We start from the raw sequence: 16,918 nt of genomic DNA on the forward strand, positions 1-16,918 counted from the left end.
AGGGAGGGCCTATAGCCAATAAGCCTGACGGGTTCAAGCCCGTCAGGGGCGATTTTGCGCAATTTGTTTGAGGGCGTCGATCAAACGAGCCTGACCGGCCGCCAGGCTGTAGTGCGACAGGGCGTGGTCTTGCGCAGCGCGCGCCTTGGCAAGCGTGGATTTCCAGTCGCTGTTCGCCCGCTTTATAGCGTCTGCCAAGGCATGGGGATCGTCAGGCGGGCACAGATAGCCAAGTGCGCCCTCCTTCAGGATCTCCTTGGGGCCGTCGATGTCCGTGGCGACGACCGGCACGCCGGCAGCCATGCTTTCCGCAACCACCAAACCGAACGGCTCGATACGCGACGGCAGGATGAACAGGTCCAGTCCATGCAGATAATCGGCGGCTGGCGACACCCAGCCGCGAAAATCCGTTTGCTGCTCGACGCCCTGCTCATGGGCCAGGGCGTGAAGCCGCGCACTGAGCGGCCCGTCACCGGCGATACGGAGCGGAAGGACGATGTTTTCCTTTTGGAGAAGGGCCAGGGCGCGGATCATCACGTCTATACCCTTTTGCGTGTGCAGGCGGCCGAGCGTGCCGAGTACGGGCGGATGCGATGGCGCGGCCTTAACGTCGCGGACATCCAGAGGGCCGAAGTTGGCGACATCGTAGAGCGGGAGTTCGGGGTGGGCGGCTTTCAAGCTGTCATGCACGGAGGATGACACGCAGATGGCGGCCCGCAGGCGGCTGCCCTGGCCTTTGTGGCGGAAATTATGCACGACCTGGACCGTCTTATCCGCAGTGCCGATGAAGGGCAGAAGCGCGATGCCCGTCGCGCGGTTGCCATGGGTCAGAATCAGGTCTGGCTTGAAGGTTTTTGCGAGGCCGCGCAGGATCAGGGCGACAAACGGGTCGTGGTTAACAAGGGCATGCGCGGCGCAGAATTCGGCCGGGGGCAGGTTTTGCCCCAGGACGCCGTCCTTGTGGCCCAGGCTGAGGACGCTGAAGCCCGCCGCCTTCATGGCCTGGTGGTAACGCAGGGACATGGTTTCTACGCCGCCGCGCACTTCCGCCAGCATGATATTCAGGATACGCATGATCGTCCTTGCCCAACCGCCAGGCACCTTAAGCGTAACTCGGCAAATTTAAAACACTTGTGACAAATTTTCAGCGCGGGGTAGAAATTTTCGTAAATGACGGCAATAGTAAGGGTTGTGCTGTTGATTGTGGCGTCCCGGGGGTAAATTTTGTCCGATTTGATTGATGAGCTTGATGCACGTATTTTGGATCTGATTCAGGCGGACGCCTCATTGTCGGTGGCCGATTTGGCCGAGCGGGTCGGTCTGTCTCCTTCGCCTTGCTGGCGTCGCATTAAACGACTTGAAGATTTGGGCGTCATAACTAAGCGGGTCACGGTGCTTGACGCCGAAAAATTGGGGCTGGGATTCGAAGTTTATGTCTCGGTGAAACTATCCCTTCCGTCGCGCACCAATCTGGAAGCCTTTGAGGGACGGCTTGAGCATTGGCCAGAAGTCGTCAGTTGCCAAACGGTTACCGGTCATGAGGACTACATGCTGCGGGTTATGACGCGTGACATGCATGCTTATGATGATTTTTTGCGCGACAAGTTGCTGGCCTCTGATCTGGTTTCCGGCGTAGAAAGCCGCATCATCATGCGCAGCGTCCGCCAGACCACGGCGGTGCCGATCAGTCTGGTGGTGGAAAATCATACGACGGCCCCCTTGCCAAAGGTCGTCGGCAAGTAAGGAATTTCGTATGCGCCGTCGTCTGACTTCGTCGATTGCTGCCTTGTGCTTTGCGCTGGAGGCTATGGCTGCTGTGGGCAGTGCGCAAACGGTCGACCCAGCATCCGATCTCGGCCATTTTCGCGCTTTGCGTGCGGCCGGCATGTCGGCGCTGGAACACGGAGACACCGCCACGGCTCTAGACCAGTTCGGGCAGGCCCAGGCCTTGCTACCTGATTCGCCGTCGATTTCCCTGCTCAAGGCGCAGGTATATCTCCAGCAGAAGCGCAAGTCCGAGGCCAAGGCGGCCCTGGCAGACTATCTTCGTCGCGGCAATGTCCTCGATCTCGCCAAGAATACCGAATTTAATGCCGTTTGGGACAGCGAACTGGAAAACCAGTTGCAATTAAATGTCCTGCCGGTTGGTAAGATGCAGGTTGCGGCGCAGATCAACGATTTCAGTATCGCCGAGGCGCTCGCGTTCAATCCGGAGGACGGGCAGTCGTTCGTCAGCGCCGTGCGGTCCGGTCAAATCCTGGCCTTGTCGCCCGAAGGGGTGCGTAGTGTCATCACCTTCCGTCCGGGCGTGGCCGCCTATGGTCTGGGCCTGCGCGATGGTAAGTTGTGGGCAACAACGGCGCAGAGCCGCCAGACGGTAACCTATGATCCGAAAAAGCCAGCCACATCCAAGGTCGTAACGATCGACCCTGTCGATGGTTCGGTGTTAGCCAGCGTCAATACGACGGCGGATCGTCGTCTCGGCCATTTGCTGATGGGGCGTGACGATCTGTATGTCATCGATTCCAACCATGGCTCCGTTTTGCGCCTGACCGGCTACGGCCAGACGCTGGAGGAACTGGTGCCGGAAGGCTACATGGATACGCCGACCGGCCTGGCTGAAAACGAGAGCGCGTCGGTATTGATCGTCAATGATTTTGTGTCGGGCCTCTACCGCGTGAACCTGTCAACGGGGGGCATGAGCCGCCTGCTGGCGCCGCTTGACGGCAATCTGCTCGGCATTACGTCGATTACCCGATACGGGAACGATCTTATCGCTATTCAGAGTGGGTTGGAACCCAATCGCCTGTTGCGCCTGCATATGACGCCGGATTGGACCGCCGTCCGATCGGTAGATGTTCTGTTGAGGTCGAAGGATATGCTGTCTCAACCCTCGCAGGGCGTCGTAGCGGACAATGCCTTTGTCTTTGTGGCGCGCAGCCAATGGGACAATTTCGACAACCAGGGCAATGCGAAGACACCTAAGCCGTCACCGGCTGTTATTGGCGTGGTTGATCTTACAAAGTAAGCCAGGACACTAAAATGTGACCCCTTCGCGCTTGCTATTTCAAATATGCGAACTATTCTCAATCGCAATAATTGGGAGTCGCCATTATGCTTTTGCTGAGTTTGGGAACTACGGGCCTCGTGGCTCTGCTGCGGAGTGGAGAGCGGGGAATCATAGGCCATCCGGTGCCATTGATGATGGATCAATGGGTGGAGATGATCGCCGAGCCCCCGGCCCATCGGGATGACCGTCCGGCATTTCCTGCGCATTTTCAAATAACTAAATAGTTAATAAAATATTATTGTCCGTTAATCGCATTTATGCCAAAGCTGGCACCGGCCTTGCGGAAGATATCCGCACAGGGTGATGGCTTGTTCTGAAAAGGCACATCACCGACAGGCATAAAGGTGCGGTGATGGCTTTGCGGACGATTGTTCTGGGTGTGATTCTGACATTGATGGTTGTCGGCGGTGTGGCGATAACGACGCTGGCGAATGCTTCGACCTTGACGCCTGATTTCAATGCCTTGTCTCGACACGATACAGCCCCGTTGCGCGACGGTGATTTCGATGGTGACGGCCGGGCTGACGAACTGTACCTGGTGTCCGAAGTCGACACCGGCCGTATCGCGGTTCATGTTCGTCTCAACACGTCGAACGGTGCCAAAGATATCCGTGTCACCAGCCTCGATTCCGGTAATGCTGTGCCGAATATCCATGTCGTCGGGGCTGGTGTCTATGCCGCCGACTGTGGCACCTACACGACAGACTGCGCCAATACGGGTGTGCATACCGCGCACGACAGTTTGATTGTTAGCCTTGATAATGACACAAGTGTCCTGCTGCATTGGCAGAATGATCACTTCGAGACGGACTTCGTGCGTAACGACGAAGCCCGTATGGCGCACGCCTTGTCCGCGCTTTACGCACTGAATCCGTAACTTTTGATCACGATTGCGATGTAAGCCTTTCGGGCGCAAATCGGCGCTTGCCTATAGGCAAGCTTTTTTGCAATATTTTGCAGCATCCATATCTTGTTAAAAGATTTTTGTTTGGGTGAATGCGGCTGGGTTTGGCTAACCGATAGATTTCGGTAAACAATAAAGTACGAGTTCAAAACTGACATGGGTCGATCTGCAGATTATTCCAAACAAAGGTGCGCCATCGCGGCGAGCCTCGATATTATTGGTGAACCGTGGACACTTTTGATCATCCGCGACGCCTTTGCGGGTCTGTGCCGGTTTGAGCAATGGCAGGAGGCTCTGGGTTTGGCGCGCAACGTGTTGGCCGCTCGCCTGAAGCACCTCGTGGCCCATGGTATTTTTGAACAACGCCTATATTGTGAACGTCCGCGCCGCTACGAATATATCCTGACCGAAAAGGGCCATGAACTGCGCCCGATGATCGTCTTCATGCAGGACTGGGGTCAGCGTCATGTTTACGGCACTGAAAAGTCGATGAGCGACATGATTCATAGCTCGTGCGGGCATGCGCTTAGCCCCGTGGCCCATTGCGCCCACTGCGAGCAACGCGTTCAGATGACTGAACTGGACATTCAGACCAATTCCGACGCCAAGTCGCTGGCGGAACTGAGCCGCAAACGGTTTATCGCCGAAGAAGTCTGATCTTAACCGAGGTCGGGCAAACCGAATTGTGCGCTAATGGGCTGCGCGTGTCGCCGCGATGAACCCGCCGCCCAGAACCCGCCCGTCGTCGGTCGGGTCGTATAGGACGCAGGCCTGGCCGGGGGCGACGCCTTCTTCGGCGCCATCGAATTCCACCTCTATACGATTGTCACTATCGGCGATCAGTCGGGCAGGTACCGGCGGACGGGTCGAGCGCACGCGCGCCAGAACCGGCTTTTGCGCCCGCGCCGCCGCCAGAAGGTTACTTTCGTCGCCCAGCCAGTTGGTTTCTTTCAGGGTCAAGGCGCGGGTCAAAAGGGCTTCGCGCGGCCCAACGATAATGGCCTTTGCGTCCGGATCGATACGGGTGACAAACAGCGGCTCACCCACCGCGACATTCAGCCCGCGGCGTTGTCCGATCGTGTAGCCCGTAATGCCGTCATGACGCCCCAGAACGCGGCCATCGATATGGCGAATGTCGCCCTTTTCGCGACCTTGTGGGCGCAACTTGTCGATCAGGGTGGTGTACTTGCCTTCCGGGACGAAGCAGATGTCCTGGCTGTCTGGCTTGTGCGCGATTTTCAAGCCCAATTGTACGGCGATGTCACGCACTTGCGGCTTGGGAATGCCAGCCAGGGGGAAGCGCAGGAAGTCCAGTTGATCCCGCGTGGTAGCGAACAGGAAGTAGCTCTGGTCGCGCGATGTGTCGGCGGCGCGACGTAATTGCCCGTCTACGGAGCGTTCGACATAATGGCCGGTAGCCATGGCTTCGGCGCCGAGATCGCGCGCTACATCGAGCAGGTCATGAAACTTGACGCTTTGATTGCAGCGGATGCACGGCACCGGGGTTTCGCCGCGCAGATAGCTGTCGGCGAACTCCTCGATCACGCTGTCGCGGAAGCGACTTTCGTAGTCGAGGACATAGTGAGCGATGCCTATCTTTTCCGCTGCCATGCGGGCGTCATGTATATCCTGCCCAGCGCAGCAGGCGCCAGTCTTTTTCAACGCTGCACCATGGTCATATAGCTGAAGCGTAACGCCGATGACCTCGTACCCGGCTTGGTGCAGCAGAGCCGCGACAACGGTGGAATCGACACCGCCGGACATGGCGGCGACAACGCGCGCACCTTCGGGCAGGCCGACGCTGGCGCGCGTGGCCTGAATGGCGGCATCGAGATCAGCCGACTGGATAAGGGGAATGGCGCAGGTATTCATGGGTCAGGGTACGAAAGGGAGTATCACCGCGCAGGCGATCAAAACTATGCCAGCGAGGCTCGCTAGATAAGACAAAACCAACTAAATTGCTAGGGTATGACGGCGAAAAAGCATTTGCATTTTGTAATGTTATAATATAACATATCGTGCGTGTATTGAGAGTTCCTATGCCCGCCATTAAAAACCGTTACCTCGACATTATGGCTATTGGCCTGTCCGCCGTATGTGTCGTGCATTGTCTTGCCCTGCCGGTGATTTTCGCCATCTTGCCGTTTCTGGGCGCCTTTAACGAAAACCCAGTCGTGCATCGGCTGCTTGTGTCCGTAGCGGGGCCTTTGTGTGTTTTTGCCCTGGTCAGGTCCGGTGGTTGGAAACACTGGCGCCTGGTTGGTCTGGCCATCGCGGGCCTCGGGTTGCTCGGCGCAGCGGCGTTCTTGCCTGTGCTTGCCGTTTACGAGATGCCGATGAGTGTCGCAGGTGCGTCGTTACTGGCTGTGCTTCACCTCATCAATGCCCGCCAGCCCCATCACAAGGCGGCGTGCATGTCTTGATATGGATCGGGGGGTAGTGCTTTCGGAGCCTTATTACCCATACCGTCCAGAGCAAACCGCGCATAGATTCAAATCGATTCCTGATGACCTGTGCCTTAGGTCTCTATGCATGAGGCGATGGTGGGTAATCAGGAGGCGATGATGAGCGACGACCATCTGTCAGCCAGGCCACCTCGCGGCGACAAAGGTAGTCATGGGGACGTTAGTGGCGATGTTAGCCGGCGGAAGGCAAAATCAAGCTCTGATCCCGCCGCCCAGGATGATCCGGTCGTGGAGCCATCCCAAGGCGGCGCGGAAGAGGCGGCGCCCCCGCCGACCTCGACGCCCGACGCCTCCGTCAAGGCGGAGATCCTGCTGTGGCTGCGTAGAGGCCGTGACGGGCTGAAAGCTTTTTCGCTGGGTGTGTGGACGGGTTTGCGTCGTCTTCCGGCGTGGGGGCAGGGCGTCCTGGCCCTGGCTGTGTTGGTAGTCGGTGCCATCCTCATTTTTCTGGCGCAGCCTAACTGGGACTGGGCGCGCCCGACTGTGGCGTCGATTGCCTCGGGCCGCCTCCACCGTCCGGTTCGTATCGACGGACATTTGCGGGTCCACCTGTTCAGCTTTACACCCAGCGCGACGGTTAGCGGCCTGAAAATCGGACAGCCGGACTGGGCGCGCGCCAGCACTCAGGGCAAAAATCTGGCAGATATCGACACAATTGCCGTAACGGCGGAACTGATGCCGATATTCATCGGACGACTTGTCCTGACGCGACTTCAGATCGATCGGCCTACCGTTCTGATGTTCCAGGACAAGGATGGCCGCGCCAATTGGGATTTCAGCGATGGTGCCGACAAGGCGAAGCCGACCAAGCTACCGCCTATCAAGAATTTTATCATAAACGACGGCAACCTGACGATTACCAGTCTTCAACGGGGGCTGAAGTTCAAGGGCAGCATCTATGCCCATGAACGGGCCGGATCCGGTCGGCAGGCCTTCGGTCTGACAGGGGAAGGCAGTCTGAACGATCGTGTGTTTCAGATGGATGCCACCGGCGGGCCGCTGCTTAATGTACGCACCAGCGTACCCTACCCGTTCGACATGAAGGTGCGTGCGGGCGACACCGAGCTTACGGCCAAGGGGCGCGTCATCCATCCGTTCAACCTCGGTCAGGTCGATGGTGTCGTATCGGTGAAAGGCGGCAACCTGGCTGATCTCTATTACCTGACGGGGCTGACCCTGCCCGATACCCCGGCGTATCGGGTGGTTGCTCAGGTGACGCGTAATGACCGCATTTATGCGATCGACCGCATCAGCGGCCGGATCGGCGGTAGCGACCTGGAAGGCGCGCTTAAGGTTGATACCCGCAATCAGGGACGGCCTTACCTGACCGGTGACCTTCGGTCGCGGCTGCTGGATATCAAGGACCTGGGCTCGCTGTTCGGGGCGACCGCCGCCAATAGGCCGCAACGGCCGGAATTGGCGGTATCACCGCAAGCGACAAAAGGCCGGCGCCTGCTCCCCGATGCCAAACTGGACATTGAGCGGGTGCGCGGTATGGACGCCAAAGTGCACTATCGCGCCATGTCGGTGAAGGCCATTCGCAACATGCCACTGCGTCAGGTGAGTTTAGGCATCGATCTGGACCACGGTCTTCTTGTGCTTGATCCCATCGATTTCAGCTTCCCGCAAGGGCGCCTGCAAGGCACTGCGCACATCGACGCGCGCGCGGCGACGCAGAAAAACAGTGTCGATATGAAGCTGACGGGTGCGCGTCTTCAGGATTTCATCCCGAACGTTGGCGGTTCCGAACCGCTGGAAGGTGTGTTGAATGCGCGTTTGCGGGTCACGGGTACAGGCAATTCCGTACACGCGGCGGCATCGACGGCGAATGGTGATTTCACCCTGGTGGTGCCGGGCGGTAAGATTCGCCAAAGCCTGGCTGAACTGATGGGGATTAACGCGACCAAGGGTCTGTTTTTACTTCTGTCCAAGGACCGCCACGAAACAGACGTACGGTGTGCCCTGGCCGATTTTCAGATCGCGAATGGCATGATGCAAGCGCAGAATATCGTTTTTGACACCGATGTGGTGCGGGTCGACGGACGCGGCAGCGTCAATCTCAAGGATGAAAGCGTGAAGCTGATCTTGAAGGGCAAGCCGAAAAAATTCCGCTTGGTGCGCATTAATGCGCCGATCGTTATCGGTGGTCACATGTCAGCACCAAAATTCGGTATCGATCCCAATTCGGCCTTGGCGCAGGGCGGATTGGCAGTCGCCTTTAACACCGTTCTGCCCTTCATCAATATCGATTACGCCAAGGATGCCAATTGTATAGCTGTGATGTCGGAAGCCAAGGCGCAGGGCGCGCCCACTGCCAAGACCAGTCCGGCCTCACGCCATTAAAGAGAGGTCCCAAAAAACGAAAGGGCCTATCTGAGCAGGTTGAGCAGACTGTTGGTATTCAAACTGGACAAAACTTGTGCGGATGCCTGAACCGCGACCTGGGCCTGTTGTAGATCCGTATAGGCCTTTGCCAGGTCGGCCGAGGTTTTGTTGGTGACCAGTTGTTCAAGCGACGCGGACTGCCCCTTCAATGAGGCCTGGGTGTTCTCCACCCGCTTTTGCAGAGTGCCGTTCAGTGAGCCCTGTTCCAGTATCTGATTGTAGACCGTGTTGAACTCTTGCGACTTGGCCGTCAGGAACGTTTTTTGGCCGTCGGTCAACTGCTCGCCAAACGGTCCGGTGGTGGGATCGTCGTTGTAGTTCTGGATATCTTTATAGATGCCCATCAACTGCGTCCCGAGATCGGAAGCCAGCATACCAGTCTGGAGCGTCGTATTGGCGTCTATCTGCGAGCTTTTTTTGATCGTGCCGTTGGTGAAGACGCTGGTAGCTGAGGCCGCCGCGCCAAGTTGGGACATGGTGGAGACATTTACGGGCACCGCATCATTGCCGCCGGCGAACAGGTACTGGCCGTTGTGCTGGTAGTTCAGGCCGGATAGCGCCGAGGAAAAGGTGCCCTGAAGGTCAACCATCACGGTCGAACCGCTACCGTTGGCCAGGGCGCTCATTATGCCATCCTTGGCAGCGGTGACGGAGTCGCCCAGAGTGGTAATGGCGACATCCTGGCTGCCCAGGCGATCAGACACGGTCTGAGCCACATCGAGGTAGCTGTTGGTCCGCGATAAGGACGACTGGTAGGAGGCGATGACTTCGGAGCCCCGTCCGTATCCCATGAGATCGGTGGAGATTTTCTGGGTCGACAACTGATTGTTGGCGCTGGCCTGGCGGTCTTGCGCCAGTGACAGATTGTTCAGGGCGTTGGCCCAGCTTGCGGCGGTGGAAATACGCATGGTGGTTATTTAACCATGTTGAGAAGGGTGTCATACATGTCCTTGGCCGCCTGAATAAGACGGCCGGAGGCGCTGTATGCTTGTTGAAAGGTGGTGAGATTGACGAGTTCCTCGTCAAGATTAACGCCTTGTGCGCTATCCAGGCGGTTTGACGCTTCGCTGAGCAGGGCGGCATTGCTGTCCTTGGACGATTTCGCGGTGGCGGCCAAATTGCCAACCTGGCCAGCCAGGTCCGAGCCATATCTTTGCAGCGTCGATGTTCCACCGGAATTCAACCCCGCCTTATTAAAAGTTACCGATGTGTTGGCGACGGCCGCCAGAGACAGTCCACCGGCACCATCGGCCTTGTTCAGCGCACCCGTGCCACCTGCTGCGGACAGGTTGACATGGGCCAGGGCCAACTTGCTCGGATCGTTCAGGACCGTCTGTGCGACCGTGAGATGAGAGGCAAGGGTGCCGGCCGTATCGCTCAGACCGAAGAATTGGCTTAGAGAGGCGCCCGTTCCATACCGTTTGGTATCATCGCCGCTCACTGACAAGGTGGTGGCGGGATTGCCGTAACCGCTGAACGACAAGGTGCCACTGGCATCCAGGGAGAAAACGCCATACTTGCCCATGCCGGTGGTGGTGTCGTTGAGGCCGTCGAGCAGGTTCTGCATTGTGCTGCCGGAGGGCACCTGGAAATTCACCGTCGCCAAGGCGGACCCCGCGCCGGACTTCACGGCGAAATTGACGACGCTTCCGGCTGTGAAGCCATGGTTGTCGCTGCCGCCCAAGCCGGTATTATAACGGGTCGGAACGTCGGATGTTACAAGGTCGTTCAGGCCGAAGAACTGTGAAAACCCTTGGCCCTGCTTGTTCGATGGCGTTGTGGCGTCGTCAACTATGGCCACGCCGTCATTGCCGCCAGAACCTGCCGCAGTGACTGACATCGCGCCATTGCTAAAGTTCAATGTCGCGGCGCCGCCGAGCGCCCCATTGATGTCATTGACAAAGTTGGTGGGATCAAAGCCGGCAGCGGCGCCGCCGTCATAGGTGTACTGATTGGTGCTGAAATCGATTTGCAGTGTGTGGGTAATGTTGCCGGTCGAACTGAGTGTGGTGATCGTGGTCTTACCGGTGAAGCCGGCTATGGCTTCCTGTTCCGACAGGCTGGTATTTTTGCCGGTCAGGCTGGCGGGGGCCGGTGCCGACGATGAGGCATTATGCGCTGCGTTTACCTGGGCAGCGAACTGGTTGACATATTCGTTGAGCTGGCTGTTGACGGCGGGCGCCGTATTATCACGTATATCCAGCAGGCCTTTGATTTCACCAGAGCTCAGATTATCGGCCAGGTCACGCGTTTCTCCGTTGATACCGTTGACCGTGATAGGGCCGAAACTGGTGGTCGCATCGACACCGGCCGCCGGCGTATAGCTCAAGGTGGCGTAGGCGCCGCCATCTGTCAGAAGCATACCGGTCTGAGTGCGCAAGGTGACGCCGCCATTGGCATTCTGGCTCACCTTTACGTCCAGCAGTTTCGACAACTGGCTGATATAGCTGGCCTGGGTCGTCTGGGCGCCGGTCGCATCGCCACCGACGACAGTCGTGGAGGAGATGGTCGAATTCAGCTGGCTGATGTTTTTCAGTAGATCGTTCACCGAACTGACATCGGTGCCGATACGTGTATCGGCGTCGCCCCGTATGGTCTGGATCTTGGTTGAGATACGGTTGCCTTCCGACAGGAAGCTCGACAGATTACTCAGCGCCTGTTGCCGCCCGGCCGCCGAGGTCGGATCCTCACCCAGGGATGCGAAGGCGGAAAGGGTGGCGCTGCCTTGATTGAACAGGTTGTTGGTATCGGTTATGTCGCCGAACTGAGACTGGATCTGGTCGAGCAGTTCGTAGGTCGCTTCCGATTGGGAGGAGGCGGACGTGGCCTTCAACGCCGCCGCCTGCAGGAACTGGTCTGCAGCCAGTGTGACCTTGCCAGAGGTCACGCCCATGCCGACGCCGCCGGTGACAAGACTCTGCTGTTGCGATACCTTGCGGATGTAGCCCGGCGTGTTGACGTTGGCCATGTTGTCGGAAACGATCCGCAACTGGTCCTGCGCCGTCATCAGACCCGACACGCCGATGTTCATGATCGAATTCAGCGACATGGTAAAACCTCAATAAGGCCCGAAATGCCCTTGCGCTTAGGCAAAGCCTGCATATGACCCGGCAATTTTGACCGGGTATTGTTACGGTTGGATTTTAAAAAAGCTATTCTTTTCATACGCTTAATTTTTCTTCCAAACTCAGGCGAGGCATGTTCGCGTTTACAGTTTCAATTCGCGTGCCATCTACAGGTTCGCGCGCGGGCGCGGAAGCTTAATACCGGGCAGGCGCAGGCGTTGCGCGCGTTCATTAAGCGCCATCGGAAGACTCTGTCGTCGTCAATTTTGCAGGTCAGTATCCGGCGGGGGCGCGTTTGAGGCGCACCCTGCCAAAAAAGCCGGTGATATAGGCAAATTTGACCATAAGACTGGGCAGGAGTGTCGCCGTCAGAGGCGTGATTTTTTTCAATAAATATAAATATATCAATATACTAACTTCTGGCCCGCCATTTGCAAGACGCTCTGCGATGGAATGCGCAAAATGCGTTGACTGTGTTGGATACGGCCTGGCGCAATAGGCGTCGGGCAGATCAGCCTGCTTTGCGCGGATAGTCCATGTCGTTTGACACCAGAGCCCTACCTGCCTCCGCGCCCAGTGCGCCCGTGGCGGAGCCGCGCGCAACGCCCGACGCTGGTTATACGACGGCCGGGCCTTCGACGTTCGAAACCATGATGGCCGCAGCAAATGATGTCGCGGCAAATCAGACCGATGCGAAACCGGGCGAAGCGAAGCCGTCAGGGGCAATGCCGTCGCCGAATCCATCGGACGTGACGGGGACGGAAGCCGGTGTCCGGACAGCATCGACGCTCGTGATACTGCAGGCGGCTGCCGAATCCGGCGCATCGAACGTGGCGACCACCGCCGCCGATCCAAACGCCACCGCCGATCCAAACGAAACCGCCGATCCAAACGAAGCCGGTAATCTGAAGGGCAGTGCGAATACCGGCAAGGATGTAAGCCGCCGTCCCGCGGTGGCGACGAACAGCAATGCCGCCAGCGTGGCGACGGCGGACACATCGGACAAGGGGATTGCCCCACTTGTGTCGCCCGTCATCACCGCCGCGTTGATGGCCGGCCAAATGCCGCCGACGGAGAGCGAGGCGGACGTCAAGCCAGTTGAGCGAGACGGTAAGGCCAAGACGGACAAGGACGGCAAAAGCATCGCCGTGGTAGCGGATGCCGCTGTGGGGCAGCCACCGCTCGCCGGTACGCCGGACAGCGTGATTGTGGTGGCCACGCCAACGCAAACCTCAGTCGCGAACCCAGCCGTAATGCCGCCCAAAGTCGACACGACGGGCGACAAGACGGACGATAAGATCGGTGCCAAGACAGGTAATAAGACAGGCGATAAGGTCGGCGATAAGGTCGGCGATAAGACAGGCGATAAACTCGGTGAAGCGACAACCGACCGGGCGAAATCACCCGCGCCCCAATTGCCTTTGGTGAGCGCCGGCCAAAACGCAAGCACGCCCGAAAAGAACAATGCTGGATTTGCCGGTCTGATTGACGGCGGTGTTTCCGACAAGAGCCCGGCCGATAAGGCTAACCGTACGCTGGAAGCCGTGAGCGCCTCGATACCCAAGGCAGATACAGCACCTGTCGCATCCGGTTTTTCCCTTACAGCCGCCACGCCGGCAAGCAGCCAGGCGGGCTACGCAACGCTCCAGGCTGATCCAAATGCGTCTTTGCTGTCGCAGAATGCCGTCGACAATCTGAACGCCCTTAGCGTGCAGATCAACAAGCGTCTAAGCGAAGGGAACACCAAGTTCGCGATGGAACTGCACCCTGCGGATCTTGGCCGTGTCGATGTCGCTCTGACCATCGCCAAGGATGGCCAGATGACGGCGCATCTCAGCTTTGACACAGCGGTTACCGCCGAAGTCTTCAGCCAGCACGAGGCGGATCTGCGTCATCAACTGACGCAAACCGGTCTGCAACTGGCTGACGATGCTCTGACCTTTTCCTCGCGTGTAAAGCCGGTCGAAATGGCCGCTGTTACCCATACCAATACGGAAAACCGTTCTCAGGACAGCCTGTCTCAGGGCGGCTCGCAGCAAAATGGGTCCGGTGCGCAGCAGCAGGCTATGCTGAACGACCAGCAAGGCCGTCAGCAACCCAATGCGCAACATCTCGCTCGCGCCCTGGCCAATGCCCGTCAGGTTGCCGATGCGGCGGATGCCGATGCGTCTATCGATGCCGCCCTTGCAAACCCGTCCCGTTTCACTTCCTCGCGCCTTGCGCTTAACCTTATCGTCTAGGACTTTACCATGGTCACCGGCGTTTCAAACTCCCCGACTGCCGCCAATGCGGCGACTTCCAAGGACACATCATCCTTAGCGGGTAATTACACCACCTTCCTGAACCTCCTCACGGCCCAGATCAAAAACCAGGATCCGCTGTCGCCCATGGACACCACGCAGTGGACCAATCAGCTGGTCCAGTACTCGTCGGTCGAGCAGCAGATCAAGTCCAATGGATATCTCGCCACGCTCGCAAGCCAGAATAGTCAGGGCAATATGAATGCGGCCGTTGGTTATATCGGTAAGACCGTTGTCGCCGACCAAGATCAGGCCATGCTGAAGGACGGCAGCGCATCCTGGCAATATGCCCTGGGCGCCAGCGCCAATACGGTGGGCCTGACGATTAGTGATTCCGATGGCAATGTCGTTTGGAAAGGCAACGCCGACAGCTCGCAACTGGCGTCCGGCGTTCACGATTTCTCTTGGGATGGCAAGAACACCGCCGGCCAGGCGGTGAAGGATGGCGTCTATACCTTGTCGGTCACGGCCACGAATACCGCCGGGACGGTCGATGCAGCCGTTGGCATCAAGGGCGTCGTCAATTCAGCGGCCAATGCCGACGGAACGATTTTGCTTAAAATTGGCAACACGTCCGTCCCCCTGACTAGCATCACCAGCGTTTCCTGATTTCCCCGCTTACCGGAGCTTAATCCATGAGTATCAATGCCGCCATGCAGTCGGGCGTTACCGCCCTTGCCGCCAACGCAACCGCGCTGGCCACGATTTCCAACAATATCGCCAATTCGAACACGGCCGGTTTCAAGCGCGTCCTGACTAATTTCACTGATCTGGTGTCGGGCACCGGCTCGAACAAGAACGCCTTTTCCTCCGGCGGCGTCGTCGCCGTCAACCGCCAGGCCGTCACCAATCAAGGTGAACTGAACAGCAATACCGCAGGCTATTCACTCGGCATCGACGGACAGGGATTTTTCGTCGTATCGGACGGTACGCAGACGCTGAGCTCAGGCAGTTCGCTTCTGTTCTCGCGCGACGGCTCCTTTACGCCGGATACCGAAGGCAATCTGGTCAATGCCGGCGGCTTCTATCTGGAAGGCTGGCCTGCCGATACCAGCGGCAATATCACGACCTCAGCCACTGACGTTAATTTGCTCGCCCCAATTAATGTGACCAATGTCAACCGTAAGCCCGAAGCCTCGACGGCCATGCAGTTCAAGGCCAATCTGAATGCCGCGACGCCTGTTTCGACGGGAGCGGCCACCTACAATGCCGCCACATCGCCGATGTCGACCTATGCCACATCGCCCCTGACCTCGACGAAGCCGGATTCGACCATTTCAGCCTCCATCTCTGACTCGCTGGGGCAGGAACACTCCGTCACCATCTCGCTGCTCAGGATGCCGACCAGCACAGTCGCTGGTCAGACGCAATGGAGCTACGAAATTTCGTCACCCGACGTCACTTCAGGCGGTACGCCCGATCTGCACCAGATTGGTACCGGCAGCCTGTTTTTCGACTCGAACGGCAACATGAATTTCACCGATTCGACAGGTCCGCTGTTCAGCGGTTACACCATCGCCGCGTCGGGCAGCACGGGGGCGGTCGGCACCCCAGCTTGGAACAGCAGCGTAGGCGCCGGTGCGCAGACGATCAGCATGGGCTTCAACCAGACAACCCCGGCAAGTTCGACGAGCCTGCTTACCCAGACCACGGGCGATTCTACCACGACGTCGATCAAGGCCAATGGTACCGAATTCGGCACCCTGTCCAAGGTTGAAATTGGCAAGAACGGTCTGGTCACCGCCATTTACAACAATGGCAATACGCGTGTCCTGGCCCAGGTTGCCATCGCCACCTTCCTCAATGCCAATGGCCTGACATCGGTCACAGGCAATGCCTATCAGGTGTCGACCGATTCCGGCGCCTTTTCGCTGAAGACTCCGGGCAGCGGCGGGTCCGGCAGTATCGAAGCCAATACACTTGAAGCCTCGACTGTCGATCTCGCTCAGGAATTCACAGGCCTGATCACCACCCAGCGCGCCTATTCGGCGGCGTCGAAGATTGTCACCACAGCAGATGAAATGCTGCAGGAACTGCTCAGCATCAAGCGCTAGACACGTCAATCAGGGTAATTAAGCAAGTCTTTATTACCTTGTTCCAATCTATACTGGCATGTAATCTCAAATACTAATAGGTGTTGAACTAGAAGCTGTTATCTTAACGCATAATAAACAGAGTATTAACGATATCTTTCCGATAAATTTACGCCATATTTACTATGGCGATTAAGCGGATGTTTAAGGAGGTCGTGTAGATTGCTCTCATGTGATGGTAACAAAGGCAAAACGCCATGCTTCAAGAGCAACGCCGCGATAACAAAGGCGAAAAATACGTGATTGGTCCTACCGGGGCAAAATTGACTCTAGCCGACCTGCCGCCCGCCGGCACGGAACGTTGGGTGATCCGCCGCAAGGCTGAAGTCGTGGCTGCCGTTCGTGGCGGTCTGCTGACCTTCGATGAGGCGTGCGAACGCTATAATATTACCTCGGAAGAGTTCCTGGGTTGGCAAAAGGCCATTGAAAATCATGGCATGGCCGGTCTGCGTACGACCCGAATCCAGAGCTACCGTTAAATCAGGCGGTATATAAGAGATTTAGCAGCCACGCGTGGACTCCGCGCGTGGCTGTCATCTTATCAGGTTGTTGCCCAAGCGCGGCGCGGTCGCACCGAGCTGGATCTGGGCAACGCTAAGCGGGCTATATTTGTAAATCTTAACGATTTGTGGTAAC

The 16,918-nt window shown here is 57.8% G+C and carries 14 protein-coding genes; 10 read left to right on the forward strand and 4 right to left on the reverse strand.

The genetic code is table 11. From position 1 onward, the window contains the following. Positions 1 to 42: 42 nt before the first annotated feature. Entirely contained in the window at positions 43 to 1,074 is a 1,032-nt protein-coding gene (locus tag AEAC466_RS25080) for a glycosyltransferase (RefSeq protein WP_023456460.1), read from the reverse strand. A 150-nt stretch (positions 1,075 to 1,224) separates the two neighbouring features. On the opposite strand from AEAC466_RS25080, the gene AEAC466_RS25085 reads away from it, so the two are divergent. The 4 genes from AEAC466_RS25085 to AEAC466_RS25100 all read left to right on the forward strand — a co-directional run bounded on the left by AEAC466_RS25085 (position 1,225) and on the right by AEAC466_RS25100 (position 4,631). Beyond that, a complete protein-coding gene (locus AEAC466_RS25085; protein ID WP_023456461.1) occupies positions 1,225 to 1,743 on the forward strand; it encodes an Lrp/AsnC family transcriptional regulator in 519 nt (172 codons plus the stop codon). 10 nt (positions 1,744 to 1,753) lie between these two features. Beyond that, positions 1,754 to 3,028: a tetratricopeptide repeat protein gene (locus AEAC466_RS25090; RefSeq protein WP_023456462.1), complete on the forward strand. Its 1,275-nt coding sequence runs from the start codon at positions 1,754 to 1,756 to the stop codon at positions 3,026 to 3,028. 394 nt (positions 3,029 to 3,422) lie between these two features. Beyond that, entirely contained in the window at positions 3,423 to 3,947 is a 525-nt protein-coding gene (locus tag AEAC466_RS25095; protein WP_023456463.1) for a hypothetical protein, read from the forward strand. A gap of 183 nt (positions 3,948 to 4,130) precedes the next feature. Further along, positions 4,131 to 4,631 (forward strand): winged helix-turn-helix transcriptional regulator, encoded by a 501-nt coding sequence (locus AEAC466_RS25100; RefSeq protein WP_023456464.1) that lies wholly within the window; start codon positions 4,131 to 4,133, stop codon positions 4,629 to 4,631. A gap of 33 nt (positions 4,632 to 4,664) precedes the next feature. Here AEAC466_RS25100 and mnmA read toward each other — a convergent pair whose 3' ends face one another. Beyond that, complete coding sequence (mnmA, locus tag AEAC466_RS25105; protein ID WP_023456465.1) at positions 4,665 to 5,846, reverse strand: tRNA 2-thiouridine(34) synthase MnmA; 1,182 nt, start codon at positions 5,844 to 5,846, stop codon at positions 4,665 to 4,667. Positions 5,847 to 6,013: 167 nt separating this feature from the next. On the opposite strand from mnmA, the gene AEAC466_RS25110 reads away from it, so the two are divergent. After that, a complete protein-coding gene (locus AEAC466_RS25110; protein ID WP_023456466.1) occupies positions 6,014 to 6,397 on the forward strand; it encodes a MerC domain-containing protein in 384 nt (127 codons plus the stop codon). A 270-nt stretch (positions 6,398 to 6,667) separates the two neighbouring features. Continuing rightward, the gene (locus AEAC466_RS25115) at positions 6,668 to 8,782 is read left to right on the forward strand and encodes an AsmA family protein (RefSeq protein ID WP_235074120.1); all 2,115 of its coding nucleotides are present in this window, start codon (positions 6,668 to 6,670) and stop codon (positions 8,780 to 8,782) included. Between the two features lie 26 nt (positions 8,783 to 8,808). Here AEAC466_RS25115 and AEAC466_RS25120 read toward each other — a convergent pair whose 3' ends face one another. Continuing rightward, on the reverse strand, positions 8,809 to 9,732 hold the full coding sequence (locus AEAC466_RS25120; protein ID WP_023456468.1) for a flagellin: 924 nt from the start codon (positions 9,730 to 9,732) through the stop codon (positions 8,809 to 8,811). A gap of 5 nt (positions 9,733 to 9,737) precedes the next feature. Next, complete coding sequence (flgK, locus tag AEAC466_RS25125; RefSeq protein WP_023456469.1) at positions 9,738 to 11,873, reverse strand: flagellar hook-associated protein FlgK; 2,136 nt, start codon at positions 11,871 to 11,873, stop codon at positions 9,738 to 9,740. Positions 11,874 to 12,425: 552 nt separating this feature from the next. On the opposite strand from flgK, the gene AEAC466_RS25130 reads away from it, so the two are divergent. From AEAC466_RS25130 to sciP, 4 genes are all read left to right on the forward strand, one after another. After that, positions 12,426 to 14,129, forward strand: a complete 1,704-nt coding sequence (locus AEAC466_RS25130) for a flagellar hook-length control protein FliK (RefSeq protein ID WP_081714499.1) — start codon at positions 12,426 to 12,428, stop codon at positions 14,127 to 14,129. Between the two features lie 9 nt (positions 14,130 to 14,138). Then, positions 14,139 to 14,798, forward strand: a complete 660-nt coding sequence (locus AEAC466_RS25135; protein ID WP_023456472.1) for a flagellar hook assembly protein FlgD — start codon at positions 14,139 to 14,141, stop codon at positions 14,796 to 14,798. 26 nt (positions 14,799 to 14,824) lie between these two features. Further along, the gene (locus AEAC466_RS25140; protein WP_023456473.1) at positions 14,825 to 16,243 is read left to right on the forward strand and encodes a flagellar hook protein FlgE; all 1,419 of its coding nucleotides are present in this window, start codon (positions 14,825 to 14,827) and stop codon (positions 16,241 to 16,243) included. Positions 16,244 to 16,479: 236 nt separating this feature from the next. Continuing rightward, on the forward strand, positions 16,480 to 16,761 hold the full coding sequence (sciP, locus tag AEAC466_RS25145) for a CtrA inhibitor SciP (protein ID WP_023456474.1): 282 nt from the start codon (positions 16,480 to 16,482) through the stop codon (positions 16,759 to 16,761). Positions 16,762 to 16,918: the final 157 nt, after the last annotated feature.

Origin of the sequence: Asticcacaulis sp. AC466 (assembly GCF_000495815.1) — a bacterium.
In the GTDB taxonomy this organism is placed as follows: Bacteria; Pseudomonadota; Alphaproteobacteria; order Caulobacterales; family Caulobacteraceae; genus Asticcacaulis.